This is a genomic window from Conexibacter woesei Iso977N, from assembly GCF_000424625.1.
Lineage (GTDB): Bacteria > Actinomycetota > Thermoleophilia > Solirubrobacterales > Solirubrobacteraceae > Baekduia > Baekduia woesei_A.
On the sequence record NZ_AUKG01000002.1, the window covers coordinates 186342 to 212549 of the forward strand.

25 protein-coding genes and 1 riboswitch are annotated in these 26208 nt (G+C 72.5%); of the genes, 16 read left to right on the forward strand and 9 right to left on the reverse strand.

Translation table 11 applies throughout. The features are described 5' to 3' along the window. Nucleotides 1-3 precede the first annotated feature (3 nt). The 3 genes from H030_RS39715 to H030_RS0113095 form a co-directional block, all read right to left on the reverse strand. Nucleotides 4-1614 carry a hypothetical protein gene (locus H030_RS39715; RefSeq protein ID WP_081690791.1) on the reverse strand — a complete coding sequence of 537 codons (1611 nt, stop codon included), beginning with the start codon at nucleotides 1612-1614 and terminating at the stop codon, nucleotides 4-6. Then, complete coding sequence (tal, locus tag H030_RS39720) at nucleotides 1611-2717, reverse strand: transaldolase (RefSeq protein WP_027006430.1); 1107 nt, start codon at nucleotides 2715-2717, stop codon at nucleotides 1611-1613. The genes H030_RS39715 and tal overlap by 4 nt, the downstream gene beginning before the upstream one ends. A gap of 67 nt (nucleotides 2718-2784) precedes the next feature. Next, complete coding sequence (locus H030_RS0113095) at nucleotides 2785-3693, reverse strand: ROK family protein (RefSeq protein WP_035127645.1); 909 nt, start codon at nucleotides 3691-3693, stop codon at nucleotides 2785-2787. 58 nt (nucleotides 3694-3751) lie between these two features. On the opposite strand from H030_RS0113095, the gene H030_RS0113100 reads away from it, so the two are divergent. From H030_RS0113100 to glpX, 10 genes are all read left to right on the forward strand, one after another. Then, a complete protein-coding gene (locus H030_RS0113100; protein WP_027006432.1) occupies nucleotides 3752-4396 on the forward strand; it encodes an RNA polymerase sigma factor in 645 nt (214 codons plus the stop codon). Continuing rightward, nucleotides 4393-4650 carry a zf-HC2 domain-containing protein gene (locus H030_RS0113105; RefSeq protein WP_027006433.1) on the forward strand — a complete coding sequence of 86 codons (258 nt, stop codon included), beginning with the start codon at nucleotides 4393-4395 and terminating at the stop codon, nucleotides 4648-4650. Before H030_RS0113100 ends, H030_RS0113105 begins: the two co-directional genes overlap by 4 nt. A gap of 6 nt (nucleotides 4651-4656) precedes the next feature. Next, nucleotides 4657-6036 carry a dihydrolipoyl dehydrogenase family protein gene (locus H030_RS0113110; RefSeq protein WP_027006434.1) on the forward strand — a complete coding sequence of 460 codons (1380 nt, stop codon included), beginning with the start codon at nucleotides 4657-4659 and terminating at the stop codon, nucleotides 6034-6036. Nucleotides 6037-6051: 15 nt separating this feature from the next. Next, nucleotides 6052-6744 carry a glycosyltransferase family 2 protein gene (locus H030_RS0113115; RefSeq protein ID WP_027006435.1) on the forward strand — a complete coding sequence of 231 codons (693 nt, stop codon included), beginning with the start codon at nucleotides 6052-6054 and terminating at the stop codon, nucleotides 6742-6744. Nucleotides 6745-6780: 36 nt separating this feature from the next. Further along, entirely contained in the window at nucleotides 6781-9108 is a 2328-nt protein-coding gene (locus H030_RS0113120) for an arylsulfatase (RefSeq protein ID WP_027006436.1), read from the forward strand. A 38-nt stretch (nucleotides 9109-9146) separates the two neighbouring features. Next, complete coding sequence (locus H030_RS0113125; protein ID WP_027006437.1) at nucleotides 9147-9728, forward strand: hypothetical protein; 582 nt, start codon at nucleotides 9147-9149, stop codon at nucleotides 9726-9728. Between the two features lie 621 nt (nucleotides 9729-10349). Continuing rightward, complete coding sequence (locus tag H030_RS0113130; protein WP_027006438.1) at nucleotides 10350-10862, forward strand: hypothetical protein; 513 nt, start codon at nucleotides 10350-10352, stop codon at nucleotides 10860-10862. 5 nt (nucleotides 10863-10867) lie between these two features. Then, complete coding sequence (locus H030_RS0113135) at nucleotides 10868-12097, forward strand: PLP-dependent aminotransferase family protein (protein WP_027006439.1); 1230 nt, start codon at nucleotides 10868-10870, stop codon at nucleotides 12095-12097. Between the two features lie 15 nt (nucleotides 12098-12112). Further along, a complete protein-coding gene (locus H030_RS0113140; RefSeq protein WP_027006440.1) occupies nucleotides 12113-12535 on the forward strand; it encodes a hypothetical protein in 423 nt (140 codons plus the stop codon). 21 nt (nucleotides 12536-12556) lie between these two features. After that, the gene (gene glpX / locus H030_RS0113145) at nucleotides 12557-13555 is read left to right on the forward strand and encodes a class II fructose-bisphosphatase (protein WP_027006441.1); all 999 of its coding nucleotides are present in this window, start codon (nucleotides 12557-12559) and stop codon (nucleotides 13553-13555) included. 10 nt (nucleotides 13556-13565) lie between these two features. On the opposite strand, the gene H030_RS0113150 is transcribed toward glpX, so the two are convergent. Together H030_RS0113150 and H030_RS0113155 are read right to left on the reverse strand one after the other, a co-directional pair. Then, nucleotides 13566-14288, reverse strand: coding sequence for a hypothetical protein (locus H030_RS0113150; protein ID WP_027006442.1), 723 nt, complete (start codon nucleotides 14286-14288; stop codon nucleotides 13566-13568). Nucleotides 14289-14301: 13 nt separating this feature from the next. After that, nucleotides 14302-15198 carry an NAD(P)H-binding protein gene (locus tag H030_RS0113155; protein WP_027006443.1) on the reverse strand — a complete coding sequence of 299 codons (897 nt, stop codon included), beginning with the start codon at nucleotides 15196-15198 and terminating at the stop codon, nucleotides 14302-14304. Between the two features lie 132 nt (nucleotides 15199-15330). Between H030_RS0113155 and H030_RS0113160 the strand changes: the two genes are divergently transcribed. Then, the gene (locus H030_RS0113160) at nucleotides 15331-16185 is read left to right on the forward strand and encodes a DICT sensory domain-containing protein (RefSeq protein WP_027006444.1); all 855 of its coding nucleotides are present in this window, start codon (nucleotides 15331-15333) and stop codon (nucleotides 16183-16185) included. 15 nt (nucleotides 16186-16200) lie between these two features. On the opposite strand, the gene H030_RS31895 is transcribed toward H030_RS0113160, so the two are convergent. Beyond that, entirely contained in the window at nucleotides 16201-17112 is a 912-nt protein-coding gene (locus tag H030_RS31895) for a DMT family transporter (protein ID WP_081690793.1), read from the reverse strand. Between the two features lie 55 nt (nucleotides 17113-17167). Between H030_RS31895 and H030_RS0113170 the strand changes: the two genes are divergently transcribed. Beyond that, nucleotides 17168-17728, forward strand: coding sequence for a CGNR zinc finger domain-containing protein (locus tag H030_RS0113170; protein WP_027006445.1), 561 nt, complete (start codon nucleotides 17168-17170; stop codon nucleotides 17726-17728). Here H030_RS0113170 and glp read toward each other — a convergent pair. Beyond that, the gene (gene glp / locus H030_RS0113175) at nucleotides 17725-18912 is read right to left on the reverse strand and encodes a gephyrin-like molybdotransferase Glp (RefSeq protein ID WP_027006446.1); all 1188 of its coding nucleotides are present in this window, start codon (nucleotides 18910-18912) and stop codon (nucleotides 17725-17727) included. The two genes, H030_RS0113170 and glp, sit on opposite strands and share 4 nt — an antisense overlap. A 90-nt stretch (nucleotides 18913-19002) precedes the next feature. Between glp and H030_RS0113180 the strand changes: the two genes are divergently transcribed. Next, complete coding sequence (locus H030_RS0113180; protein WP_027006447.1) at nucleotides 19003-20469, forward strand: hypothetical protein; 1467 nt, start codon at nucleotides 19003-19005, stop codon at nucleotides 20467-20469. A 61-nt stretch (nucleotides 20470-20530) separates the two neighbouring features. Here H030_RS0113180 and H030_RS37040 read toward each other — a convergent pair whose 3' ends face one another. Beyond that, nucleotides 20531-21268: a septal ring lytic transglycosylase RlpA family protein gene (locus H030_RS37040; protein WP_051222597.1), complete on the reverse strand. Its 738-nt coding sequence runs from the start codon at nucleotides 21266-21268 to the stop codon at nucleotides 20531-20533. A 59-nt stretch (nucleotides 21269-21327) separates the two neighbouring features. Next, a riboswitch (cyclic di-AMP (ydaO/yuaA leader) is annotated at nucleotides 21328-21497 on the reverse strand. A gap of 135 nt (nucleotides 21498-21632) precedes the next feature. On the opposite strand from H030_RS37040, the gene H030_RS39725 reads away from it, so the two are divergent. Further along, a complete protein-coding gene (locus H030_RS39725; protein ID WP_196809120.1) occupies nucleotides 21633-22994 on the forward strand; it encodes a hypothetical protein in 1362 nt (453 codons plus the stop codon). Between the two features lie 4 nt (nucleotides 22995-22998). Here H030_RS39725 and H030_RS37045 read toward each other — a convergent pair whose 3' ends face one another. Further along, a complete protein-coding gene (locus tag H030_RS37045) occupies nucleotides 22999-23454 on the reverse strand; it encodes a hypothetical protein (RefSeq protein ID WP_027006449.1) in 456 nt (151 codons plus the stop codon). A 317-nt stretch (nucleotides 23455-23771) separates the two neighbouring features. Here H030_RS37045 and H030_RS0113200 point away from each other — a divergent pair, with 317 nt between their 5' ends. Then, nucleotides 23772-24875 (forward strand): sigma-70 family RNA polymerase sigma factor, encoded by a 1104-nt coding sequence (locus tag H030_RS0113200; protein WP_027006450.1) that lies wholly within the window; start codon nucleotides 23772-23774, stop codon nucleotides 24873-24875. Between the two features lie 126 nt (nucleotides 24876-25001). Continuing rightward, nucleotides 25002-26171, forward strand: coding sequence for a type IV pilus twitching motility protein PilT (locus H030_RS31910; RefSeq protein WP_231398437.1), 1170 nt, complete (start codon nucleotides 25002-25004; stop codon nucleotides 26169-26171). Nucleotides 26172-26208 lie beyond the last annotated feature (37 nt).

Consider the following 26208-nt stretch of genomic DNA (forward strand, 5'->3'; position numbering starts at 1 on the left):
GGTCTACAGGTTCTCCTTGATGGTGCGCAGCGCCGCGACCGGGTCGCCGCGGAGCACGATCCGCTCCGCCGGCAGGCCGTGGTCGCGCAGGACGAGCAGGTCGCCGTCCGCCTGTGCGCGCTTGAGGGTCTCGAAGGACGACGGGTCCCCACCCGGGATCTCCACGTCGTCGTCAGCAACATGTAGCAGTTGCAGGAAGCGCCCGTCCGGGCGGCCGCCCTTGTGCAGCTGGCCGGTCGAGTGCAGGTACCGGGGGCCGTAGCCGAAGGTGGTGGCCATCGTGGTCCGGTCGCGCAGCTTGGCGCGCACGTCCTCGATCTCGCCGTCGAACTCCGGCGTGGGGGCGAGGTAGCCCTGGATCGCCAGGTAGGACGGCGGGCCGTCGCCGAGCAGCTTCGCGAGCGCGGCGGCGTCGGCCTCCGCGATCTCCGGCGGCGCGCCGAGGGCCAGCACTTCCTTGGTCTTGTCCTTGGCCGACTGCACGTTGGGCTGGTCGAAGGGGTTGATCTCCAGCACCCAGCCGGCGACCGCGGTCGCGAACTCGAAGAGCAGCATGATGCGGCCGAGATCGGCCGCGCCGTGAGCGGGAATGGTGATCACGGGTTGGCCCGCGTCGATCAGGCGCTGCACCGCGCCGGCGTCGGCCGGATGGTGCGACGCGTCGTGCAGGTGCACGAACACGCGGTCGTTGCCGTAGGCCTCGGGCGCGCCGATCGGCTCGTCGGCGACGGGCAGGATGCCCTTGCCGTGCTTGCCGGTGGACTCGGCGATCAGCTGCTCGACCCACAACCCGTAGGACTCGATCGGCGGGTCGACGAGGAACGTCAGCTTGTCGCGCCCGGCCAGCGACAGCTCGCCGAGGTGCGCGCCGAGCCACAGGCCCGGGTTGTTGGAGGCGTCGCTCTCGCGCAGCGCGCCCTCCAGCTCGGCGGCGCCGCCGAGCAAGGCCTTCAGGTCGGCGCCCAGCAGGGCGGCCGGGACGATCCCGAAGTACGACAGCGCGCTGTAGCGCCCGCCGATGTTGGGGTCGTTGAGGAAGACGCGCCGGAACCCGCGCTCCTCGCCCAGCGCGGCGAGGCCCGAGCCCGGGTCGGTCACGGCGACGAACTGCGCGCCGTTGCCGCCGGTCTTCTCCCAGAAGTAGTGGAAGGCCGACAGCGTCTCGATCGTCCCGCCGGACTTCGACGAGACCACGAACAGCGCCGTGCTCAGGTCGATCTCGGCCTCGACGTCGCGGACGGCGTCGGCGTCGGTCGAGTCCAGCACGTGCAGGATCAGCCCGTCGGCGTGGGTGCCGAACGAGCGCCGGAAGACCTCGGGCGCCAGCGACGAGCCGCCCATGCCGAGCACGACCGCCTCGGTCAGCCCGTCCGCCCGCGCCTGCGACGCGAAGGCCCTGAGGTCGTCGGCCTCGGCGAGCACGCGGTCGTGGACGTCGAGCCAGCCGAGCCGGTTGGACACCTCCGGCTGGCCGGCCGGGCCCCAGAGGGTGTCGTCGATCCTGAAGATGCGCGCCGCGACGTCATCGTCGGCGGCACGGGCGAGGCGCGCGTCGATCGCCGGGGCGTAGGCCTCCGGGATCGACGCGTCGAGCCCAGCGGGGGTCCCGCTCACGCGATCGCCTTCCGCTTCTCGTCGATGCCTTCGAGCAGCTTGGTCATCGGCGTGACGAACGCGTCGACGCCGTCCTTGAGCAGCTTGTCGGTGACGTCGGTCATGTCGATGCCCGCGTCGGCCAAGGCCTTCAACTCGTCGCTCGGGTCGATCTTGACCTCGTCGCCCCTGGCCTCGGACTGCTCGCGCGCGGCCTCCAGCGTGGCGACCGGCATCGTGTTGACGGTCTCCGGCCCCGCGAGGCCGTCGACGTAGAGGGTCGCCGGGTACTTGGGGTTCTTGACCCCGGTCGACGCCCACAGCGGGCGCTGGACCGGCGCGCCGGCGTCGGCGAGCTTCTTGAAGGCGTCGCCCTTGAAGTACCTCAGGAACAGCTGGTAGGCGGCGCGGGCGTTGGCCAGGCCGGCCCTGCCCTGCAGCTCCGTATTGCCCCTCTCCTCCAGGCGCTTGTCGACCTCGGTGTCGACGCGCGAGACGAAGAACGACGCGACCGAGTGGATGTTGTCCACCGGCTTGTCCTCGTCGAGGCGGCGCTCAAGCCCCCTGATGAACGCCTGGATGACCTTCTCGTACTGCTCGACCTTGAACAGCAACGTCACGTTGATGTTCAACCCGAGGTACAGGGCCTCCTCGATCGCCGGGAGGCCCTCGTCGGTGCCCGGGATCTTGATCATCAGGTTGGGGCGGTCGACGCGGCCCCAGTACTCCTGGGCCTGCTCGATCGTCCTGTCGGTGTCGAACGCGAGGTCCGGGTCGACCTCGAAGGACACGTAGCCGTCATAGCCCTTGGTCTCGTCGTAGACCGAGCGCAGCACGTCGGCGGCGTTCTGGACGTCGCGGATCGCGACCTCCTGGTAGATCGAGCGGGAGTCGGCGCCCTCGCCGGCCAGCTGTGAGATCTGGTCGTCGTAGTGGTCGGAGCCGAGGATCGCCTTCTCGAAGATCGCGGGGTTCGACGTCATGCCCCGGAGGCTGTCCTCCCGGACCAGGCGGGCGAGCTCTCCGCCCTCCACCAGCTCGCGCTCGATCTGGTCCAGCCAGATGCTCGTGCCGTGCGCGGTCAGTGCCGCGAGGCGTTCGTTGACGGATGCTGCGTTGCTCATGGCGTTGCCTCCTGAAGTTCTCTCTAAAACGATCCTACGACCGGGTTAGCAGAGGCAACCCGGGTTTTCACGAGTTGAGCACTTCCTGACCAGCCAACAGGGCTGCTCCGCGCACGCCGGCCTTGGGGCCGAAGCGCGCGAGCCGGATCTCCGTCCGGGTACCCACGCCAGGAAGCACGAAGCGCCGGGCGACCGCTCGCGCCGGCTCCAGCAGCAGCTCTCCGGCCGCGCTGACGCCGCCCCCGATGACGACCTGCTCGGGGTCGAAGGTGTTGATGGCGTTCGCGATGCCGACGCCGAGCCGTTCGCCGAGGATGTGGATGGCCTCCAGCGCAGAGGCATCCCCGGCGCGGGCCGCGGTCACCACGGCCGGTCCGTCGGGGAACCCGCGCTCGCGGCCCAGCGCGTCGAGCGCGCGGCCGGCCGAGAGGCGCTCCAGCGACCCGGGCTGCGGGTTCTGGTCGGAGTGCGGCGGCGCGCCCGCGGCGAGGTCGGCGCCGACCAGCGTGTGCCCGAGCTCGGCGGCGCCGCCGGTCGCGCCGCGGTAGATGCGCCCGCCGATGACGATCCCGCCGCCGACGCCGGTCCCGATCGTCAGCAGGACGAGCGACTGCGCGACCTGGTGCAGGTCGTCGTCGTGCGCCTCGGCGAGCGCGGCGACGGTCGCGTCGTTGTCCACGAACACGGGCATCTTCAAGCGCTCGGTCAGGATCCGCCGCAGCGGCACGTCCTGCAAGGGGACGTTGACCGAATGGCGCGCGGTGCCGGTCGCGAAGTCGATCACCGAGGGGACGCCGATGCCGACCGCGTCGGCCGGGCCGGCGTCGCTGATCGCGGTCACGAGCTGCTCGACCAACTTGTCGCTGCTGGTCAGCTCGGTGGGTTGCAGGACCGGCTCGGAGAGCCGGTTGCCCTCGAGCACCGCGACGGAGACCTTGGTCCCGCCGACATCGACCCCGATGAAACGCTGCGCCATGTACTCGCACCTTCTCACGCCGGACGACACGTCCGCGTGCAGGCTATTGTCGGCGCGGATGCCGACCCTCGTACCCGCCGACGACCAGAGCCTGGTCGAGCGCGCGCGCGAGGGCGACGAGGACGCGTTCGCCGTGCTCGTGCGGCGCTACACGCCCATGTTGATGCGGTTGGCCCGGATGTACGTGCCGACCGACGCGCTCGCCGAGGACGTGGTCCAGGAGACGTGGGTCGGCGTGCTGCGCGGGATCGAGAGGTTCGAGGGCCGCTCGTCGTTCAAGACCTGGCTGTTCCGGATCCTCGTCAACCGCGCCAAGACGCGCGGGGTGCGCGAGCACCGCTCGATCCCGTTCGCCAGCGTCGGCGGCGGCGACGGCGTGGAGGGCTCGGGCGAGGAGGGCGACGGGCCGACCGTCGACCCGTCGCGGTTCACGCGCGAGGGCGCCTGGACGAGCGCGCCGGCCGACTGGCACGACGACCCGGAGCTGTCGCTGGAGAGCGACGAGGTGCTGCGGATCGCGCGCGAGGCGATCGCCGAGCTGCCCGAGCGCCAGCGGATCGTCATCACGCTGCGTGACCTCGAAGGGCTGTCGTCGGACGAGGTGCGAAACGTTCTCGACCTCACCGAGACCAACCAACGTGTTCTCCTGCATCGCGCCCGGGCCAAGGTCCGCAGGGCGCTGGAGGACTGGATCGCCGCATGAGCACTCCCACCACACCGCTCACCTGCCGCGAGCTCGTCGAGCTCGTCAACGACTACGTCGAAGGGCTGCTGCCCGCGCCCGACCTCGCCCGCTTCGAGGGCCACGTCGGCTGCTGCGACTGGTGCGTCGCCTACGTCGCCCAGTTCCGCGAGACGATCGCGGTCGCCGGCCAGGTCGACCCGGGCGCGATCGCGCCAGATGTCGAGGCGCACATGCTCGCGGCGTTCCGGGACTGGCAGTCCGGGAAGGCCTAGGACTTCATGAGCGAGGTCCGGGAAGTCGACGTGGTGGTGTTGGGCGCGGGTCCGGCCGGCGAGGTGATCGCCGGGCGGCTCGGCTCGAGGGACGTGGAGGTCGCGATCGTCGAGGACCGGCTGGTCGGCGGCGAGTGCTCGTTCTGGGCGTGCATGCCGTCCAAGGCGCTGCTGCGCCCAGCGCAGGCGCTGGCCGAGGCGCGGCGGGTCCCGGGCGCGCGTGAGGCGATCACGGGCAGGCTTGATGTCGGTGCTGCTCTGGAACGGCGGACCGAGGTCGTGCGCGGCTGGGACGACTCGCACCAGCTGCCGTGGCTGGAGGAGCGCGGCGTGATGCTCGTGCGCGGCCACGGGCACCTCGCGGGCAAGCTCGTGGTCCACGTCGGCGACGTGATCCTGCGCGCGCGGAGGGCCGTCGTCGTGGCGGTCGGCACGGCGCCGGCGATCCCGCCGATCGACGGGCTTGCTGATGTCGATCCGTGGACCAACCGCGACGCGTCGCAGACGCGCGAGGTCCCGGAGTCGCTGGTCGTGATCGGCGGCGGGCCGGTGGGCAGCGAGCTGGCGCAGGCGTTCGCGACGCTCGGCGCGCGGGTCACGCTGCTGGAGCGCGAGGACCACCTGCTCGGGCGCGACGAGCCGTTCGCGGCCGACCTGGTCGCCGAGGGGCTGAAGCAGGCGGGCGTGGACGTGCGCTGCGCGGTCGTCGCCGAGCGCGTGTCGCGCGATCGCTCGTCCGGACGGGTGACGGTCGAGACCGCATCGCACGGGAGCTTCGAGGCGGCCGAGATCCTGGTGGCCTCGGGCCGCCGGCACCTGACCGAAGAGCTCGGGCTGGAGTCGGTCGGCGTCGAGCCGCACGCCGGTCCGGTGGAGGTCGGCGAGGACCTGCGCGTCGTGGGCCACGACTGGCTCTACGTCGTCGGCGACGCCAACGGCCGCTCGCTGCTCACACACGAGGGCAAGCACCAGGCGCGCCTGGCCGCCGACCAGATCGTCGGCGACGATGGCGCGCGCCTGCGCGACACCGGTCCGCCGCCGCGGGTCACGTTCACCGAGCCGCAGGTCGCCGCCGTCGGGCACACCGAGGCGAGCGCGCGCGAGGCCGGTCTGCATGTGCGAGTGGTCGAGGTGTCCTCGGACGGGACGGCCGGCGCGTCGTTCCACGGCAAGGGCACGGGCGGCACGTCGCGGCTGGTGATCGACGAGGACCGCCGCGTCGTGGTCGGCGCGACGTTCGTCGGCGTCGACGTCGCCGAGTGGCTGCACGCCGCGACGATCGCGGTCGTCGGGCAGGTCCCGCTCGACGACCTCTGGCACGCGATCCCGGCGTTCCCGACGCGCTCCGAGGTCTGGCTGAACCTCCTGATGGCGTACGGCCTGTAGGTTCCAGCGCCCCACATGAAGATCGCCTTCCTCGTCCCGGCCTACAACGAGGCCGCCACGATCCGCGGTGTGCTCGAGGCGATCGACGCCCTCGGGCTCGACCGCCAGATCGTCGTCGTCGACGACGGCTCGACCGACGCGACCGCGGACATCGTCCGCGCGTACGCGGCCGCGTCGCACGACGTCGTGCTGCTCCAGCAGGCCAACGCCGGCAAGGGCGCCGCGCTGCGCGCCGGGATCCCGCACCTGGTCGGCGACATCGCCGTCATCCAGGACGCGGACATGGAGTACGACCCGGCCGAGGTCCCGCACCTGATCGACCCGATCCTGCAGGGCGTCGCCGACGTCGTCTACGGGTCGCGGCTGTCCGGCGGCCGCGCGCAGCGGGCCTACATGTTCTGGCACCTGATGGGCAACAAGTTCCTGTCCTTGCTGACCGGCCTGTTGTTCAACACCACGTTGTCGGACATGGAGACGGGCTACAAGGCCTTCAGGTTGGAGATCTTGAAGTCCTTGCCCCTGACCGAGTCCGCGTTCGGCATCGAGCCCGAGATCACCGGCTGGATCTGCCGCCGCGGCCTGCGGATCTACGAGGTCCCGATCTCCTACTACGGCCGGACCTACGACGAGGGCAAGAACATCACGTGGCGCGACGGGTTCCGGGCGGTCTGGGTGCTGTTCCGGGTCCGCCTCACCCCGCGGGGGTGATGTAGGTCCACCCGGCGCTCGGCGAGCGTCGGGACCATGCCCGATCCACGCTTCAAGGGGAAGATCGAACTCGACGTCCGGGATTCGACCCCGGACTGGGGCCCGTACGAGGCCCCGACCGCGCCGGAGGGCTCGCCCAACGTCCTGGTCGTGCTCTACGACGACACCGGCCTGGCCGCGTGGTCGCCCTACGGCGGCGGGATCGAGATGCCGACGATGCAGCGGCTCGCCGACGAGGGGCTGACGTACTCGCAGTGGCACACGACCGCGCTGTGCTCACCGACCCGCTCATGCTTCCTGACTGGTCGCAACCACCACACCAACGGGTTCGCATGCATCACCGAGGGCGCGATCGGCTACCCGGGCGCCCACGCGCGGCTGCCCGACAGCTGCACGCCGTTCGCCAAGATCCTGCAGCGCAACGGCTGGAACACGTACTGGATCGGCAAGGACCACAACGTGCCCTCCGAGGAGTGCCACGCCGGCGCGCCCAAGCGCGGCTGGCCGCTGTCGCAGGGCTTCGACCGCTTCTACGGGTTCCTGGGCGGCGAGACCAACCAGTGGTACCCGACGCTGGTCGAGGACAACAAGTTCGTCGAGCAGCCCGCGTCGCCCGAGGACGGCTACCACCTGTCCAGGGACCTGGCCGACCAGGCGCTGACGATGCTGCGCGACACGCGCCAGAGCGCGCCGTCGCGGCCGTGGTTCATGTGGTTCTGCCCGGGCGCCAACCACGCGCCCCACCACGCGCCGGACGAGTACATCGCCAGGTACAAGGGCAAGTTCGACGGCGGCTACGAGGCCTACCGCGAGTGGGTCCTGCCGCGGATGGTCGAGCGCGGGATCGTGCCGGACGGGACCGACCTGACGCAGCTGAACCCGATGCCCGACGGCACGCACTCGCCGCTGGACGACGTGCGGCCGTGGGACTCGCTCGACGACGACGAGAAGGCGCTGTTCGCGCGGATGGCCGAGGTCTACGCGGGCTTCAGCGAGTACACCGACGCGCAGGTCGGGCGGATCATCGACTACCTCGAGGAGACCGGCCAGCTCGACAACACGATCGTCTTGTACTGCGCCGACAACGGCGCGTCGGGCGAGGGTTCCCCGAACGGGTCGGTCAACGAGAACAAGTTCTTCAACGGCTTCCCGGACGAGATGGACGACAACCTGTCGCACATGGACGACCTCGGCTCGCCCAACACCTACAACCACTACCCGACCGGCTGGGCGGTGGCGTTCTCGACGCCGTTCAAGATGTTCAAGCGCTACTCCTACGCGGGCGGCACGTGCGACCCGCTGGTCATCCACTGGCCCAAGGGCTTCAGCGCGAGGGGTGAGGTCCGGACGCAGTACCACCACGTCACCGACGTGGTCCCGACGCTGCTGGACTGCCTGGGGCTGGAGATGCCGGACGTCGTGGACGGCCACGAGCAGCAGCCGCTGCCGGGCGTGTCGATGAGGTACACGTTCGACGACGCGAGCGCCGCGACGCGCAAGTCCCGCCAGTACTACGCGATGCTGGGTACTCGCGGCATCTACGCCGACGGCTGGAAGGCCGTGGCGGTCCACGGGCCGACGTCGGGGATCGGGCACTTCGACAGGGACGCGTGGGAGCTGTTCCACCTCGCCGAGGACTACTCCGAGGCCCACGACCTCGCGGGCGAGATGCCCGACAAGGTCAGGGAGATGGTGGACATCTGGTTCGAGGAGGCCGACAAGTTCGACGTCCTGCCGCTGGACGACCGCGTCCCGCCGGAGATCCTGGCCGACCCGCGCCCGCAGCCCGAGCCGGACCGCGACACCTACATCTACTTCCCGCACACCGCCGAGGTGCCGGAGGCGGTCGCGCCGAACATCCGCGGGCGCTCGTACCGGATCCTCGCCGAGGTCGAGGTGAGCACGCCCGAGGTCGGCGGCGTGGTCTTCGCCCACGGCGCGCGCTTCGGCGGCCATGCGCTGTTCGTCCACGAGGGGCGGCTGCACTACGTGTACAACTTCCTCGGGATCCCGCCCGAGCAGGTGTTCAAGGCGAGCGAGCCGCTGCCGCAGGGCAGGCACGTCGTCGGCGTGTCCTTCGACAAGGAGTCGGTCGGCCAGTACGGCGAGGCGCACGGAACGACGAGGCTCTACGTCGACGACGAGGTCGTGGCCGAGGGGACGATGCGCACGCAGATCGCGCAGTTCACGCTCTGCGGCGACGGCCTCTGCGTCGGGCGAGACTCCAGCGACGCGGTGTCCTCGCTCTACACGCCGCCCGGCACGTTCACCGGCGGCCGGATCGTCCAGGTCGAGGTCAAGCTCGGCGACGACCAGTACGTCGACCTCGAGCGCGACGCCGCGGCGATGATGGCGCGGGAGTGAGCGAGTGAACGGGCGCGGCGGCGGGGAGCCCAAGCGGCATGAGCACGCTGACGCCTTCGAGTGACCTCGTCTCCCAGGCCGGCCGCGCCGCGCATGAGCTCGGCCTCGCCGCGCTGCTCGGCGGCAACCTGTTCGGCCGCCTCGCGCTGCATCCGTCGGTGGATCGCATCGCGGACCCGAGCGAGCGCGGCGCGGTGGTCAACGCCGCGTGGCGGCGCTACGGGACGATCAACTCCATCGGGTTGATCGCGATGACCGCCGGCTGGGCCGGCGCGCGCGCCGAGGAGGCGCGCGGCGCCACGAAGCTCACCGGGCGCGAGCGCGCGCTGGCGCGGGCGAAGGACGTGCTCGTCGGGACGGTCATCGCGACCGGCGCGCTGACGGCGGTCGAGGGCATCCGCTTCTCCCGTCAGGCGCCGGGCGGCGCGGTGCCGCTGACCGACGGCTCGACGCCCGGCCCGGGAACGCCGCCGCGCGCGGCGAGGATGAAGCGCACGCTGAACGTGCTCGGCGCGGTCGCCATCGGGGCTGAGGCGGCGCTGGTGTCGGTCGACGCCGCGCTGGCGCAGGAGAACTTCCGGTCGTCGCCGCTGCGGCGGCGGCTGCGGCGCTGGGGGTGAGGCGCTGCGGCGCGGGCGTTGGGGGCGCCTCAGTGCGGGGCGTCGGTGGTGGCGCTCCGTGTTGCGGGGTGGGCATCGAGGGCGAGAAGCGCTTGAGGCGACGCTCCACGGTCGCGGTGTGGCTCGGCCTTGGCGCCGGGACTGGGGGCGGAGTTCGGGGCCGAACTGATGGGTCAACGGTGCATTTGGGTTCGTATGGGACCCAAATGCACCGTTGACGTCCTGAACGGCAGTTTGGTGTTCTCTGCGAACACCAAACTGCCGTTGACCATTCCGTTCGGCCCCGAACTCCGCCCGGAAGCACCAGAACGCCCAGCCACACCGCGCCCGGTGGCGCCGCCCCAGCGCCTTCTCGCCATCGATGCCCACCCCGCAACGCAACGCGCCCCCACCGACGCGCCGCACTGAGACACCCCAGCGCCGGCAGAGAGACGCCACAGCCACCCGGCCCACCCCGAAGCCCCGTAGGGCTTGAGCCCGCCGCCGACCTCCGCTACCGTTCACACCCTCGTGCGGCACCTCCTTCGAGTAGCGATCACCAGCGCCCCTTAGCGGCTCGCGGAAGCGAGTCCGGCGACTGGTCGTTCTCGCTCCTACTCGAACTTCACGGAGGTACCCCTGATGTCCACGTTGTCGTACACCGACGAGCTGCGGACCGCGCCGTCCACGTTCCGCCCGTTCCGGCCCGATCCGGTCGACCCGGCGGCGCTGGCCGCCGCGCTGGAGCGCGCGCACCTCGCGTCGTGGCGGCTGGTGACGGTCACCGATCCGCGCATGCGTGAGGCGATCCGCGATGCGCACCTGCCGTACTGGCGCCGCCAGCTCGCCGAGACCGGCGGGATGAAGATCCTCGCGGCAGACGCTCCGGCGCGGCAGGCCCGTGACCTGCGGATCGCCGATGCCTTCGCCAGGTCGCTGCACGAGGCGCCGGTCCACCTGGTCCTGCTGGGCCGGGTCGGCGGCTCGCCACGCTTCGGCGCGCTGCACGACCTCGCCGAGGGCCTGCGCGCCGAGGGCATGGACTGCGCGCCCGCGCCGTGCGCCCGCGAGGCGGCGGCGGAGATCGGCGAACTGCTGCAGCTCGAGGACGGGCTGGTCGTCTGCGGCCTCCTCGTGGCCCGGCCGGCGCGCTGAGCGGCATGGCGTCCTCCGGTGGTCCGAGCCCGCTGAGCGCGGCGCCGCCCGCGGCCGCGGCGCGGCTGCGCGACGTCGCGTCCTCGCCGGTGCGCGAGATCCTGGCGCTGACCCAGCGGCCGGGCGTGATCTCGTTCGCGGGCGGGCTGCCGGCGCCGGAGCTGTTCGATGCGCCCGGGCTGCGCGCGGCGTTCGCGGCCGCGCTGGCCGACGGGCAGTTCGGCAGGACGCTTCAGTACTCGACGACCGAAGGCGATCCGGCGCTGCGCACCGCGGTCGCCGCGCGGCTCGGCGCGCGCGGGCTGCCGACGGACCCCGAGGACATCCTGATCACCTCCGGCTCCCAACAGGCGCTGACGCTGATCGCGGCGGTGCTGATCGAGCCGGGCGACACGGTCCTGGTCGAGGAGCCGTCGTACCTGGCGGCGCTGCAGTGCTTCCAGATGGCCGGCGCGCGCGTCGTGCCGGTGCCGTGCGACGACGACGGCCTGGACCCGGAGGCGATCCCGGCGCTCGTCCGCCGCGAGCGACCGAAGCTGCTGTACACGGTCCCGACGTTCCACAACCCGACCGGCCGGACGCTGCCGCTGGAGCGCCGCGCGGCGCTGGCGCAGGTCGCCGCGCGCGTGGGGCTGTGGATCGTCGAGGACGACCCCTACGGCGAGCTGCGCTACCGCGGCGAGCCGGTCCCGCACGTCGCGTCGCTGCCCGGCGCCGAGGACCGGACGATCGCGCTGTCGACGTTGTCGAAGGTGTTGGTCCCGGGCCTGCGGATCGGCTGGCTGCGCGCGCCGGCCGCGCTGCGCCGCGCGCTGGTCGTCGCCAAGCAGGCGGCCGACCTGCACACGTCGACGATCGATCAGGCGGCGGCCGCGCACTGGCTCGCGTCCTGCGACCTCGACGCGCACATCGCTGGGCTGTGCGCGGTCTACGCGCCGCGGCGCGATGCGCTGGTCGGCGCGCTGGGCGACACGCTCCCGGAGGGCTCGCGCTGGACGCGTCCGGACGGCGGGATGTTCGTCTGGGTCCGGCTGCCCGACGGCTGGGACGCCGACGAGCTCCTGAAGGCCGCGCTGGAGCGCGAGGTCGCGTTCGTCCCCGGCTGGCCGTTCTTCCCCCAGCAGCCCGACCGCGCGACGCTGCGCCTGTCGTTCACGTCGCACTCGGAGGCGGAGATCGCCACCGGCCTGGACCGGCTGCGGGCCGCGGTGCTCGACACCCGCCGCCGCGCCTGACAGCCTCCAGCGGCGATGGCAGAAGAGCCGCAGCCGCTGGAGGGCATCGCCGAGGCCGACGCGCACCTGGGCCGCGAGGTCCCGCTGCCGCGGGTCCCGCTCCCGCTCACGCGCTGGGTCGACGTGTACGCGTGCGGACCGCGCGCGGTCGAGGTCGCCTGGAACCTCGACGACACCCGCGACGCCCAGCCCGGGCGCGTGTCGCTCTACGCGGGCGAGGCCGCGCCGCCGGAGCGCTCGCTCGGCGACGGGGCGACGGACGCGGCGCCGGTGGGCGACGGCGTCACGCACCGCGAGGCGCCGCTGAGCGAGGCCCAGCCGTCGCTGCGACCGGTCCACGAGCTGCTCTGGCGCCGCGACGGGCTGCACCTGCGCCTGACCGCGCAGGGCCCGTGGTCGTTGAGCGCGCTGCTCGCCATCGCGCAGAGCGTCGCGTGAAGCCTTAGGCTCCGGCCCCTCATGAGCGAGACCACCAACAAGCCGGACCGCAACCTCGCGCTCGAGCTGGTGCGCACGACCGAGGCCGCCGCGCTCGCCGCCGCGCGCCTCGTCGGGCTCGGCGACAAGATCGGCGCCGACCAGGCCGCCGTGGACGCGATGCGCCTGACGCTCTCGACCGTCCAGATGGACGGCCTCGTCGTCATCGGCGAGGGCGAGAAGGACGAGGCGCCGATGCTCTACAACGGCGAGCACATCGGCGACGGCTCGCCGCCCGAGGTCGACATCGCCGTCGATCCGCTGGAGGGCACGACGCTGGCGGCCAAGGGCATGCCCAACGCGCTGGCGGTGATCGCGCTGTCCGAGCGCGGGACGATGTTCAACCCGGGCCCGATCGTCTACATGGAGAAGCTGGCCGGCGCCGAGGACATCGCCGACCTGCTCGACCTCGACCGGCCGCTGACCAAGACCATCGAGTTGGTCGCCGAGCGCCGCGGGGTCGAGATCAACGACATCATGATCGTCTCGCTCGAGCGCGATCGCCACACCGAGCAGCTCCAGGCGGTCCGGGACATCGGCGCGCGCGTCCGGCTGATCCAGCACGGCGACGTGAGCGCCTCGATGCTCGCGGTGAGCGACCGCTCGCCGGTCGATCTGCTGTGGGGGATCGGCGGCACGCCGGAGGGCGTCATCTCGGCGGCGGCGATCAAGTGCCTCGGCGGTGGGCTCGTCGGCAAGCTGTGGCCGCGCGACGACGACGAGCGAACCGCCGCGATCGAGCAGGGCTACGACTTGGACAGGCAGTTGACCCAGGACGACCTCGTCCGGGGCGACGACTGCTTCTTCGCCGCGACCGGCGTGACCGACGGCGACGTGCTGCAGGGCGTGCGCTACCAGGGCGCGAGGAGCGCCACGACCGAGTCGCTGGTGATGCGCTCGCGGTCGGGCACGGTCCGGCGTGTCCACGCGCGCCACGACCGCACGAAGCTGCGCACGCTGGTGTCCGGCCGCTTCGGCTGAGCGCCCGGCGCTACTCGGAACGCTCGCGCTCTGGCGTGCCCGTCTCGGCCTGGCGCGGTTCGCGGAAGCGGCCCGCGACCGACTCGTCGAGGTCGCGGCGCGCCAGGCGCCGCAGGAAGCCGTGGGTCACGATCACGTGGATCCGCGACTGCGTGTTGGTGTACAGGAACCGCCCGAGGCGCGAGGCGATCTGCGGGTAGAAGTTGGCGACCTCGACCTCGATGTGGATCCGCGCGTTGCCGGGCTCGTCGCAGTCGAGGTGCTTGACGTCGATCTCCAGGTAGCCGTCGCCGCCGCGGCCGGCGTTCGCGACGAGCAGGCCTTTGTCGATCCGCCAGCGCACGATCCCGCGCTCGCTGTCGGTCTCGTACTCCGGCGCACGGAACGTGAGCAGCTTCAGCGGCCTGATCAGCAGGCAGACGTAGCGCTCCTCGTCGGTGTAGTACACGCGGATGAGGCCGAACGTCACGTGGGACAGGTAGCTCCAGTAGGTCCGGGCCAGGCGCTCGAGCGTCTCGCTCGTCCACAGCTCGCCGAAGAGCCTCTCGGGTAGGACGATGTCGGCGCCCTGGATCGAGCGCACCGCGCCGTCGCGGTCGATCGCCGTGTCGTCGGTCGGGTCGCGGACGATCACGCCCGCGATCGCCCGCGCGCCGCCGAGGCGGCCGACCAACATGTAGGCGATCTTGGCGAGGAGCGCCAGGAGCGCGACGAACGCGAGCGGCAGGACCATCTACGCGCGGAACTTACCCGGCGAGCGCCGCGCGTACCGCGTCGTCGAAGCCGCGGGGGTCGTCGTTGAGGCCGGCCGGGGGCTGGTCCTTGACGATCGTCTCGGAGCTGAGGCCCTCGACGAGCGGCTTGATCGTGGCGAGGTCGACCGGAGTGAAGAGCGCGACCCAGTAGGAGGAAAGCCTCGGCGTGAAGAGCGGGACGCGGAGCAGGAGCGGCCTGCGGCGGCCCTCGATCGCGGCGGTGCGCAGCACCATCTCGCGGTAGGTCAGGACGTCGGCGCCGCCGAGCTGGACCTCCTGCGGTGGGTCTTCGGTCGTCGCCAGCGCGGCGAGGGTCTGCGTGACGTCGTCGATCGCGACCGGCTGGGTCTTCGTGTCCAGCCACTTCGGGGTGATCATCACCGGCAGGTGGTCGACGAGGCCGAGGAGCATCAGGAACGACGTCGAGCGGTCGCCGACGATCATCGCGGCGCGGACGTGGGTGACGGTGTCCGGCGGTGCGGTCCTGCTCAGCACGTCCGCCACCTCCTCGCGGGACTGGAGGTGCTCGGAGGTCCCGCCCTCCAGACCGCCGAGGTAGACGACGCGCTCGACGCCGTGCTTGGCCATCGCCTCGCCGAAGTTCCGGGCGGCCTCGCGGTCGCGCTCGGCGAAGTCGTCGCCGCCCGAGCCCATCGAGTGCACCAGGTAGTAGGCGACGTCGGCGCCGGCGGCCGCCTCGTCGAGCCCGGCGCCGGTCAGGACGTCGCCCTCGACGATCTTCAGGGAGTCTTCGGGTGGCAGCTTGGCGCGTGCCGATTGCGCGTCGCGGACGAGGGCGCGGACCGTGTGGCCTTGGTCCAGGAGGCGTGGAAGGAGCTGGCCGCCGACGTAGCCGGTGGCCCCGGTGAGGAGGATCGTTCGGGTCACTGAGAACGAGTACGTGCCTGGACGGCACTCGCGATGAACTCCGCGGCGCGCTGGGACGTACCCCGTCCGGTGCGCAGGGAACACTCAACAGCTCGTTGAACGTGCAAGGCGCTCGACGCATCAAGGGGAAATGTGACAACGGATCTGGCCATCAAGGACGTTGCGGAACGCACCGGCATCGCCGCCGGGACGATCCGCATGTGGGAGCAGCGCTACGGCTTCCCGGTGCCGGAGCGCACCGCGTCCGGGTACCGGCGGTACACGGAGGACGACGTCGACGCGCTGCGCAAGGTGCTTGCGCTGCGCCATCGCGGGCTGTCGGTGCCCGCGGCGATCTCGCGCGCGCAGGACACGGGCGGGGTCAGCGACCACCCGTCGATCTACGCGGCGGTCGCGGCGCAGGACGGCGGCGCGAAGCCGCAGACGCTGAGGAAGTCGACGCTGGTCGCGCTGTCGAAGGCGATCGAGCACGAGGCGCTGGCGCTGGCCGCGGCGCCGGTCGTGTTCGGGGCGTTCCAGCAGGAGCGCTTCTACCGGGTGGTCGAGCAGCGCTGGCGGCGGCTGGCGTTGCACGCCGATGCGTCGGCGGTGTTCGCCGACTTCGAGGCGGCCGTGCGGCGTCCGGCCGGCGCGCCGGTGGAGATCCAGATCGGCATGGACGACGTGCTTGGCAACGAGTGGGCCGTCGTCATCGACGCCCCCGGCTATGCAGCCTGCCTGCTGGCCTGGGAGCAGCCCGGGCTGAACGAACCCGGCGGCCCGCGCGACGGCGACCGGCTGTTCGAGGCGATCTGGACGATCGACGCGGAGGCGACCCGCCGCGCGGCGCAGGTCGCGGCACGCCTGGCGGGCCGGGCGGACCCGGCGCTCGGCGAACGCCTCGAGGAGCTCCTGGCGGACCGCCCCCTGGCACTGGAGGAACCCGTGCCGGCGCTGACGGCGCTGACCAACCGCATGGTCGCCTACCTCGAAGCCGCCAACCGCTAGCCACCTCGCGCTCGCCTAGCGACCTCCTCGGGCCGGCGCGGCTGCGGGCGTCGCCGTGGGCTGGCGTGGCTCGGGGCGCTTCGCGGTCGTGGTCAGGGCGACGCCGAGGGCGGAGATCGCGAGGGCCGCGAGGACGGGTGCGGTCAGGTGCTGGTGGAGGACGACGGCGGCCATCAGCGCGGTGACGGGTGGGACGAGGTAGAGCATCGAGGTCACGGCGGCCGCTCCGCCGCGGCGCATCAGCCACAACAACAACGACATCGCGCCGACGGAGTTGACGAGCGCCAGCCAGGCCAGCGCGCCGAGCGCGTGCGCGTTCGTGGGGAGGTGCAGGCCGCCGTGGAGGGCGGCGACCGGCGCGACGACGATCGCTCCGGTCGCGAGCGACACCGCTCCGCCGGCGCGCAGGTCGACGGCGGGCGCGAAGCGGCGCTGGTAGAGGGTCCCGGCGGCGAGGCCGAGCATCGCCAGGACCGACCACACGATCCCGCCGCCGCCGACACCGCTGAGCCCGTCGGCGACCGCGACGAGCACGCCGCCGAAGCCGAGCCCGAGGCCGAGCCAGGCGCGACCGCTGAGGCGCTCGCCGAACAGCGGGATCGCGGCGACCGCCACGACCAGCGGCGCGACCGAGTAGATCAGCGACGCCAGCGCCGCGTGGATCCCGGCGGCGAACCCGAGGTAGCCGCAGCCGAACTGCACCGCCTGCAGCAGCACGCCGGCGACCGCGAGGTGGCCGAGCGTCCTGCGGTCCCGCGGGAACGGCACCCGCGCGGCGCGCGCCAGCGCCGCGAGGACGGCCGCCGCGAGCACGAACCGGAACGTCGTCAGCGGCAGCGCGGGCGCGTGGTCGGTCCCGATCGTGCCGGCGATGTAGCCGGTGGACCACAGCGGGACGAACGCCACGAGAGGCATGTAACGGGTCATGCATTACATCGTTAGCAGACCTCGTAATGGGATGTCCATTACACTCGTCGGCACGATGCCCGACCGGGTCACCCACACCGATCTGCGCTACGACGGCGGCGCGCCGTGGCTCGACTTCCTGACGACGCAGGGCTATCCGTTCAGCGACGCGCCGGCGGAGCGGATCCCGACGGTCGAGCGGCTGGAGGAGTTCCTGAGCGCCGTCGGGCTGCGGCCCGACCGCGGGGTGAGGGAGGACGACCTGCCCGCCGCCCGCGTGCTGCGCGACGCGCTGCGGTCGGTGGCGCTCTCGGTCATCGACGGCAGGGGCCCGGACCAGTCGGCGCTGGCGGTCGTCGACGGCTACGCCGGCCGTGCGTCCGCCCCGCTGGAGCTGGAGGTCCGGCCGCGGCTGACCCGCCGCCCGCCGCTGGATGTCCAGGAGGCCCTCGGCCGCCTGGCCCGCACCGCCCTCGAAGACCTCACCGGCCCCCGCATGCCCGAGATCCACGCCTGCGCCGAGCCGATCTGCCGCAAGCTCTACCTCGACCCGTCGGGCCGCAAGAAGTGGTGCTCGACGTCGACCTGCGGCAACCGCGCCCGCGTCCGCGCCCACCGCGCGGCGGCCGGCGCCTAGATCGGCTCGAGCGTCACTTCGGTCCCCGCGGCGACGGCGCCCGCGCCGCGGGGAATGATCGCCAGCGCCTCGGCGCCGAGCAGCGACGACAGCACGTGGGAGCCCTGCGGGCCCGTCGGCTCGACGGTCCCGTCGGGGCGGCGGCGGACGCGGATCAGCTCGTCGCGGCCCTCGTTGCGCGGGACGTCGACCGCGAGTGTTGCGGAACTGCGCGGGACCGTCGCGTCGGCACCCTGCAGCGCGTTGAGCGCCGGGCGCGCGAAGAGCAGGAACGTCACGTACGCGCTGACCGGGTTCCCGGGCAGCCCGAAGACCAGCTGCCGCCCGCGGCGGCCCAGCCACGTCGGCTTGCCCGGACGCAGCGCGACGCGCCACAGCAGCTCCTCGACGCCGAGCTCCAGCAGCGCGGGCTTGACGTGGTCGTGCGGCCCGACGGACACGCCGCCGGCCAGGACCAGGACGTCGGCGACCTCCAGCGCCTCGGCGATCACCGCGCGCGTCGCCTCCGGATCGTCGACCGCGTGCCCGCGCCCGACCACCTCGGCCCCCGCGCGCGCCGCCAGCCCGGCGAGCATCGGCCCGTTGGAGTCGTGGATCTGCCCGTTCTGCAGCGGCGTCCCGGGCTCGACGAGCTCGTCGCCCGTCGAGATCACCGCGAGCCGCGGCCGCGGTCCCACCAGCAGCCCCTGGCGCCCGGCGCCGATCGCGACGCCCAGCTCCGCCGGGCCGATCCGGGTCCCGCGCGCCAGCACGCGCGTCCCGGCCCGCAGGTCGGTGCCCGCGTCGCGCACGTTGCGTCCAGGTGCGACGTCTTCGCGCAGGACCACCGCAGCGTTCGCGTCGTCCTCGTCGACCAGCTCGACCTGCAGGACGCCATCGGCGCCCGCGGGCAGCGCGGCGCCGGTCGAGATCCGGATCGCCTCGCCGTCGACGACCGTCCCCTCGTACGGCGCGCCCGCCCGCGACTCGCCCGCGATCCGGAGCTTCTGCCCGGCCTGGCCGCTGCGGACCGCGTAGCCGTCCATCGCGGAGTTGGCGAACGCCGGGACGTGGTGGGCCGCCGGGACGTCCTCGGCGAGCACGAGCCCGAGCGTGTCGCCGACCGGCAGGTTGACGGGGTCGAGCGGGTGGACGGCGGCCAGCAGCGTCGCGCGGGCCTCGTCGATCGAGGGAAGCGGGGTCACGGTCGGCATTGTGCCCGCCTGGCCAATCGTGCAGGTTCGCGGTCGGACCTTCATCAATACGTCAGGTTGTGGTGCAAAGATGCACGCTCCATGGATGGAGCTGTTCCACACGGTCGCCGGCCGCGACCGGTCGCGGATGCACCCGCGGTCGATCCCGCGGTCGTCGCCAAGGCCTGGCTGCTCGCGCTCGTCGCCGACGCGCCGCTGGCCGCTGCCGGTCACGTGCCCGCGGCCGAGCTGGCGCGCGGCGGGCCGGCGCTGTGCGGCGCGGTCCTCGCCGCGCTGGGCTCGACCGCCGCGCTGGAGCGGCTGGTCGTGGGGGACGGGCGCGCGCCGCTGGCCGCCTCCGCCGCGCGGCTGACCGGCGCCCGGACCGCGGGTGCGCTGACCGCCGGCGTCGAGGCGCTGCGTGCCGTCACCTGGCGCGCGTTGCGCGCCGAGCTGCGCGACGGCGACCCGGAGCTGGTCGCCGATCTCAGCGACCGCCTCGCCTACGTCTGCGCGCGGGTGACCGAGGCCGCGCTGCCCGCGCTCGGCGCCGAGACGCCCGGCAGGCGCGAAGGCCCGCTGGCCGACGCCCTCGCCGCCACCGCTTCACCGACCGCCGCCCAGGGCATCCGCGCCTTCGCCCCCCGCCCCGCAGCGCCGCCGAGCCACGACGGCGACGTGGCCAGCCACGACGACTTCGCGCCGACCCGCGACGACTTCGCGCAGCCGGGCTCGCCGCGCGGCGCCGATCGCGACGACTTCGCACCGACCCGCGACGACTTCGCCCGCCCCGGCGCGCCGCGGATCACGAGCCGCGACGACTTCGCGCAGGACGGCGCGCCGCACGTCCCGAGCGCCGAGGACTTCACGGGCGCGGTTCCTTCCGCGCGGGTCGCGCCGAGCGAGCGGCAGGATGAGCCGATCGCGGCGCCGCCGGCGGGCGTCCGGATCGTCGACCTGCCGGGTGCTCCGGTGGTCGAGGACGGCGATCCGCTGGCGACGCTCGCCGAGGAGCTCGCGGCTGCGCCGCGGACGACGGCGCCCGAGCCCGACATGTACGCCACGGCGCGCGACGCGCCGACGGTCACGCGGCTGCGCGCGGTCGACACCACCTGGGAGGACGCGCGCGACACCGGCCCGCCGTGGCTGGCCGCGATCGCCAGGCGGCTGGAGCGGCGCGAGCAGGACGGGCGCCCGTTCGCGGTCTTCGTCGTCGAGGTCGACGACCTCGATCGCCTGCTCGCCGCGCAGTCCGGCCGCGAGGTCGCGCTCGCGCTGGAGACCGCCGAGCGCGGCCTGACCGCCGAGCTGGCCCCCGCCGACCTCGTCGTCCGGGAGCGCCTCGGCCGCTGGTGGCTGACCTCACCCGACCGCGACCCCGCCGCCGCCCGCGACCTCGGCACCCGCGTCGCGACCGCGATCGCCCACGCCCAGCTCGGCGGCGCGCCGCTCTCGGCCTCGATCGGCCTCGCGACGTGCCCCGGCGACGGCGACACGCTCGACACCCTCGCCTCGCGAGCGGACGAGGGCATGTTCGCCGCGCGGGCCGCGGGCGTCCCGCTCGCGTAACGCCGGAGGGAGCCCTCGCCGCCCGCGCTGCGGGCGTCCCGCTGGCGTAACGCCGCGGGCGTTACTTCTTCGCTGCGGCGGTGCTCGCCGCCGTGACGGGCGCAGAGCGGACGGCGCCGATCGTCTGCGTCGCCACGACGCCGATGGCGGCGGCCGTCGCGGAGGTCAGGTCGTAGGACGTGCCCTTCTTGAACGGGCCGCGGTCGATCACCGGGACGGTCACGGTCTGACCGTTGTTGTACAGGTCGACCATCGTCCCGCACGGCAGCGTCTTGTTCGCCACGCCGAGCGTCGCCTTCTTCAGGCGCACGCCGCAGGCGGTCTTCTTGCCGTAGAAGCCCGGCCCGTACCAGGTGACCCTCGCGCGGCGGTACAGCGTCAGCGCGCGGCCCTCGGGCGCGGCGGACCCGGTCGCAGCCACGACGACGGCACGCGACGCGGCGGACGCGGCCGACGAGGCCGGCACGGCGCGCAGCGTCGTCTTCACGGCACGGTCGGCCTTGAACGACGCGCTGTAGTGCCCGTCGGCGCCGACGACGGCGTTCGCCATCGTCATCCACCCGGCGACGAGATCGGCGCGCTGCACGACGACGGCGTCGCCCGGCTTCGTCCCGGCCACGACGCCGGACACGCTCACGACGTCGCCGACCAGCTCGCCCGCGGGCGCGGTCAGCGTCGAGCCGTCGGCGAAGACCGTCGGCGCGTCGGGGTCGGCGAACACCATCCCGCCCGGCGACGGAGCGGCCGCGGGCGTGGCGGAGGCACCCGCGTCGTCGGCGAGCGCCGCGGCGGGAAGCATGAGCAGGACACCGCACGCGGCGCCCGTGGCAAGAAGGTTCGTCTTCGGCAACTCTGTGTAGGTCCTCATCCAACGGCCTACGGGGTTAGCTGGCGGGCTCGCGCCGGATGACGGCGCTACGGATCAACAGGACCGATTCGCCCCGGTGCCGCAACGAGAACGAAGCGACACAGGTGGTTCCCCCGCTCCACTCGCCCGAGGTGGCGAGCGGACTCGGCTGACGGCGCGGGAGCATAACAACGTACGGCCCGTGCGGCGAGCCCCCGGCCGCAGGAAACTCCGGTTACGGCCCGAAGCACGGCCGTTGGCAAGGGCCGGCGATGCGGCCCTTCTGGTCCATCAGAGAACCGACTTCCGGAGAACCATGAAGAACAGAGCAGGGGCGGTGGCCGCGCTCGCGGCCACGCTGGTGCTGGGCGGCGCCGTTGGGAGCGCGTCGGCCGACACCTACACCGTGCGCGGGTGCGCGGCGGGCTGGGAGGCCCACGCGGACACCGGCGCGGCAGCGACCGACGCGTGCGCGCAGGGCGGCGGCCTGACCGCCGCGCTGACCGGCACGGGCCCGTGGGACGGCGGCACGTTCGCGTTCCACCGCTTCACCGCGCCGGCCGGGACCCGGATCGCGCGCGTGACGCTCGGCCGCGTGACGCAGGGGATGACGGTCGGCAGCGTCCGGGCGTTCTCCTACGCGTTGAGCGCGGACGGCAAGACGATCGAGGCCTGCGCGCCCGGCCCGACCGACACGTGCACCGGCAACCTGACCGGTCCGCTCGACGCGGTCGGCCTCGACGCCGCGCAGGTGCTGTTCAGCTTCGGCTGCGGCGCCGACGACCCCAACGTCTGCACCCAGGGCGGCCAGCCGCCGCAGGCGACGATCACCGATCCGCGCGTGGTCCTACGCGATCCCGCCGCACCGACCGTGACCTCGAAGACCGTCGTCGACGACGGCTCGACCAGCGGCCGCATCCGCTTCACCTACAACGCGGCCGACACCGGCGGCGGCGTCTACCGGACGGTCGTCCGGGTCGACGGCAAGGTCGCGTCGGCGACCGCGATCGGCGGGGCGTGCAACGACATCGACCCGACCGACGCAGATCCGTATGAGTTCTCGACGCCGGCCCCGTGCCCGGCGACGGCGACCCAGGGCGTCGACTACGACGTCCTCAAGCTGCCGCTGCAGGAGCACGCGGTCGAGGTCGACGTCGAGGACGCGGGCGGCAACGTCACGCCGGTCTACGGGCCGGTCGTGCTGCCGAAGGCCAACGGGACGGTCGCCGGCGGCGGCAACGGCACGGGCTCCGGCTCGGGCGGGACCGGCACCGGGAGCGGCGGGACCGTCGGCGCCCAGGGCACGACGACCGTCTCCGGCAAGGACGCGAAGCTCGACGCGTGGTTCGTCAAGAACCACAAGAGGTCGTTCACGTCCAAGTACGGCAACCGCGTCGTGATCCGCGGCCTGCTGCGGACCAAGTCCACCAGGAAGGCCGTCGGCAGCGCACGGCTGGACGTCTACCACGAGGTCGGCGGCAAGCTGCGCAGGCTCACGAAGACCGGCCTCAAGACGCGTCCGGACGGCCGGATCACGCTGATCCTGCCGCTGAACCTCGACACCCGCCGGATCGTCCTGGCCTACCGCGCCTTCCGGCCCGGCCCGATCACCAGCCAGCTCGGCCTCAACCTCACCGTGCGCGACAAGGACGGCAAGGTCGTGCGCCGCACGAAGTAGGCGCCTAGGGGCGAGGCAGGCGCGACAGCGCCTGCCTCAGCGCCTGGCCGCCGTACGTCAGGCCGATCTGCGCCAGCTCGCCGACCGCCTGGACCGCGGTCCCGATGAGGTCGCCCGTCGAGCCGTCATGCGCGCGCTCCTCGCGCGGCGACGCCCAGCCCGCGGGCGGGACCGTCGCCTTCGGCTTCGGAGGGATGGCCTTCGGCTTCTCGGCGGCGGCGGGAGTCGCGGCCTTCGGCTTCGGAGCGGCGGCCGCCTTCGGCCTCGCGGCGGTCGGCTTCTTCGCCGCCGTCGCCCTCCTGGGCGCCGTCTTGCGCGCCTCCGCGGGCCTCTTCGCCACTTCTTCGCCCGCGGCCTCGGCGGCCGCGCCGGCGCGCGGGGCTCGCTTGGCGCTGCGCCGCGTCGGGCGTGCGTTGGGCAGGCTCGTCAGGACGTCGCGCTCGCGATCCGCGGGGCTCATACCGCCAGATCCTATGCCCCGCGTACGTTTGAGATCTCACCACCGGGACTCCAGGACCGGCGCGAGCCAGCCGATGCACCCCTGTACCGAATCCATGAAACGAACCAGGACGAGCGGCGTATGTCGTCTGACGAGAACGCACGAACTGTGTGACGGCGGTCACACACCGTTGCCGTTCTCAAAAACAGGGACTACCCTGCTGCTTAAGTTCGGACAGTAGCGTCGCTATTGCTGACGCCCGGCTGCGTTCTGAACCGTCCTCCGTACCCCGATAACCACTGCCGGCACGCCTGGCCGGCGAACTTGAACGGACGTCGATGTCAGTAGTTGAACTTCAGGAACTCGAGGAGATCAAGGGACTCCTGGCACGCGGCCAGGTGACCGGCGTCTTGACGTTCGCGGAGATCGCGACCGCCGTCTCCGAGTTGGACCTCGACGAGTCGGACGTCGAAGACCTTCACGGCTTCCTCGAGAAGAGCGAGATCGAGCTGGTCGAGGAGATCGACCCCGCGTCGACCGCCGCCAACGAGGTCGAGCGCGCGCCGGACAAGCGGACGCGCCGCAGGACGCAGAAGGCGCTGGACCTGCGCCCGGACATGACCACCGACTCCCTTCAGCTGTTCCTGAAGGACATCGGCAAGGTCCGGCTCCTCACCGCCCAGGAGGAGGTCGATCTCGCCAAGCGCATCGAGCGCGGCGACCTCGACGCCAAGCAGAAGATGGTCGAGTCGAACCTCCGCCTGGTCGTCTCGATCGCCAAGAACTACCGCAACCAGGGCCTGCCGTTCCTGGACCTCATCCAGGAGGGCACGCTCGGCCTCGTCCGCGCGGCGGAGAAGTTCGACTACCGCAAGGGCTTCAAGTTCTCGACCTACGCGACCTGGTGGATCCGCCAGGCGATCGCCCGCGCGCTCGCCGACAAGGCGCGCACGATCCGCATCCCGGTCCACGTCGTCGAGAAGCTGAACAAGATCGGCCGCGCCGAGCGCAAGCTCGTCACCGAGCTGGGCCGCGAGCCCACCGCGGAGGAGATCGCTGAGGTCACCGGGATCGACCCCGAAGAGGTCGACTCGATCAAGCGCTCCGCCCAGGCGCCGGTCTCGCTCGAGAAGCCGGTCGGCGACGAGGAGGAGTCGGAGTTCGGCCAGTTCATCGCCGACGAGCGTGCGGAGTCCCCGTACGAGCGCGCGGCGGAGATCCTCACGAAGGAAGCCCTCCGTGAGGCGCTGGAGAACCTCTCCTACCGCGAGCGCCGCGTGCTGGAGCTGCGCTACGGCCTCGGCGGCGAGCACCCGCGCACGCTGGACGAGGTCGGCCGCACGTTCAACGTGACGCGCGAGCGGATCCGCCAGATCGAGAACCAGTCGCTCAAGAAGCTGCAGTCCCTCGCGGAGGCCCAGAAGCTCCGCGACGTCGCCTGACCCGCGACCCGCGCCCGAACACATAGGCAGTACACGGAAGACCCGCTTCACGGCGGGTCTTCCGCGTTTCGTCCAATAACGCGCGAACCCCCTTCACCCGGAATGGGGAGGGTCGATCACTTGGACGTGTCCTTCGATCTCAACCGCGCCCTGGGCAAGCTCATCGAGCTGAACGGGTCCGACCTGCACCTCAAGGTCCCGTCGCAGCCGCTCTGCCGTGTGGACGGCGATCTCGTGCCGATCCCCGGCGCCGAGCCGCTGAGCGCCGAGGACACCGACGGCGCCGTCCGGATGATGCTCGGCGACGACACCACCAAGCTCGCGGAGTTTGACTCCGAGGGCGAGTGCGACTTCGCCTACGCCGTCGCCGGCCTTGCGCGATTCCGTGTCAATGCGTTCCGGCAGCGCGGAAGTGTGTCGATCGTCATGCGCGCGATCCCGTACGGGATCAAGACGATCGAGGAGCTCGACCTCCCGCCGGTCATCCGCGAGCTGGCCGAGGAGGAGCGCGGGATCGTGCTGCTGACCGGCACGACGGGCTCCGGCAAGTCGACGACGCTGGCGTCGATGATCGACCACATCAACTCGACCCGCGCCCGCCACGTCGTGACGGTCGAGGACCCGATCGAGTTCCTGCACGTCGACAAGCGCTCGGTGATCAACCAGCGCGAGGTCGGCATGGACACCCAGAACTTCAAGGCCGCCCTGCGCCGCGTCCTGCGCCAGGACCCGGACGTGATCCTGATCGGCGAGATGCGCGACGAGGAGACCGTCCAGACGGCGCTGTCCGCTGCGGAGACCGGCCACCTCGTGTTCTCGACCGTCCACACCGTGGACGCCGCCGAGACCGTCAACCGCCTGATCGAGTTCTTCCCGCCGCACATGCACAACCAGGTGCGCGCGATGATCGCCGGCACGCTGAAGGGCGCGGTGTCGCAGCGCCTGGTGCCGACGTCCGACGGCAGGGGCCGCGTCGCGGTGTGCGAGGTGCTGCGCATGACCGGGCGGGTCAAGGACATGATCATGGACCCGCAGCAGACCGGCAAGCTCCCCGAGGTCATCGCCGACGGCGGCTACTACGGGATGCAGACGTTCGACCAGGCGTTGTTCCATCACTTGAAGGCCGGGCGGATCTCGATGGACGAGGCGATGAACTTCGCGTCGTCGCCGCACGACTTCAAGCTGCTGGTCGCCGCCGACGGCCGCCGCGGGACCACGATGGACGACCTCACGCAGGCCGAGGACCAGCGGACCGAGGCGTCGACGTTCGGCCTCGGCGGCAGCGCGCTGCGGTAGTCCGCGTCGTCTCGGGAGCGACCCCTAGGGGTTGGTG

Coding starts and splice junctions, on each gene's coding strand:
- tal (WP_027006430.1), bottom strand. CDS start 2,717: ATGAGCAACGCAGCATCCGTCAACGAACGCCTCGCGGCACTGACCGCG.
- H030_RS0113095 (WP_035127645.1), bottom strand. CDS start 3,693: ATGGCGCAGCGTTTCATCGGGGTCGATGTCGGCGGGACCAAGGTCTCC.
- H030_RS0113100 (WP_027006432.1), top strand. CDS start 3,752: ATGCCGACCCTCGTACCCGCCGACGACCAGAGCCTGGTCGAGCGCGCG.
- H030_RS0113105 (WP_027006433.1), top strand. CDS start 4,393: ATGAGCACTCCCACCACACCGCTCACCTGCCGCGAGCTCGTCGAGCTC.
- H030_RS0113110 (WP_027006434.1), top strand. CDS start 4,657: ATGAGCGAGGTCCGGGAAGTCGACGTGGTGGTGTTGGGCGCGGGTCCG.
- H030_RS0113115 (WP_027006435.1), top strand. CDS start 6,052: ATGAAGATCGCCTTCCTCGTCCCGGCCTACAACGAGGCCGCCACGATC.
- H030_RS0113120 (WP_027006436.1), top strand. CDS start 6,781: ATGCCCGATCCACGCTTCAAGGGGAAGATCGAACTCGACGTCCGGGAT.
- H030_RS0113125 (WP_027006437.1), top strand. CDS start 9,147: ATGAGCACGCTGACGCCTTCGAGTGACCTCGTCTCCCAGGCCGGCCGC.
- H030_RS0113130 (WP_027006438.1), top strand. CDS start 10,350: ATGTCCACGTTGTCGTACACCGACGAGCTGCGGACCGCGCCGTCCACG.
- H030_RS0113135 (WP_027006439.1), top strand. CDS start 10,868: ATGGCGTCCTCCGGTGGTCCGAGCCCGCTGAGCGCGGCGCCGCCCGCG.
- H030_RS0113140 (WP_027006440.1), top strand. CDS start 12,113: ATGGCAGAAGAGCCGCAGCCGCTGGAGGGCATCGCCGAGGCCGACGCG.
- glpX (WP_027006441.1), top strand. CDS start 12,557: ATGAGCGAGACCACCAACAAGCCGGACCGCAACCTCGCGCTCGAGCTG.
- H030_RS0113150 (WP_027006442.1), bottom strand. CDS start 14,288: ATGGTCCTGCCGCTCGCGTTCGTCGCGCTCCTGGCGCTCCTCGCCAAG.
- H030_RS31895 (WP_081690793.1), bottom strand. CDS start 17,112: ATGACCCGTTACATGCCTCTCGTGGCGTTCGTCCCGCTGTGGTCCACC.
- H030_RS0113170 (WP_027006445.1), top strand. CDS start 17,168: ATGCCCGACCGGGTCACCCACACCGATCTGCGCTACGACGGCGGCGCG.
- H030_RS0113180 (WP_027006447.1), top strand. CDS start 19,003: ATGGATGGAGCTGTTCCACACGGTCGCCGGCCGCGACCGGTCGCGGAT.
- H030_RS37040 (WP_051222597.1), bottom strand. CDS start 21,268: ATGCTTCCCGCCGCGGCGCTCGCCGACGACGCGGGTGCCTCCGCCACG.
- H030_RS39725 (WP_196809120.1), top strand. CDS start 21,633: ATGAAGAACAGAGCAGGGGCGGTGGCCGCGCTCGCGGCCACGCTGGTG.
- H030_RS37045 (WP_027006449.1), bottom strand. CDS start 23,454: ATGAGCCCCGCGGATCGCGAGCGCGACGTCCTGACGAGCCTGCCCAAC.
- H030_RS0113200 (WP_027006450.1), top strand. CDS start 23,772: ATGTCAGTAGTTGAACTTCAGGAACTCGAGGAGATCAAGGGACTCCTG.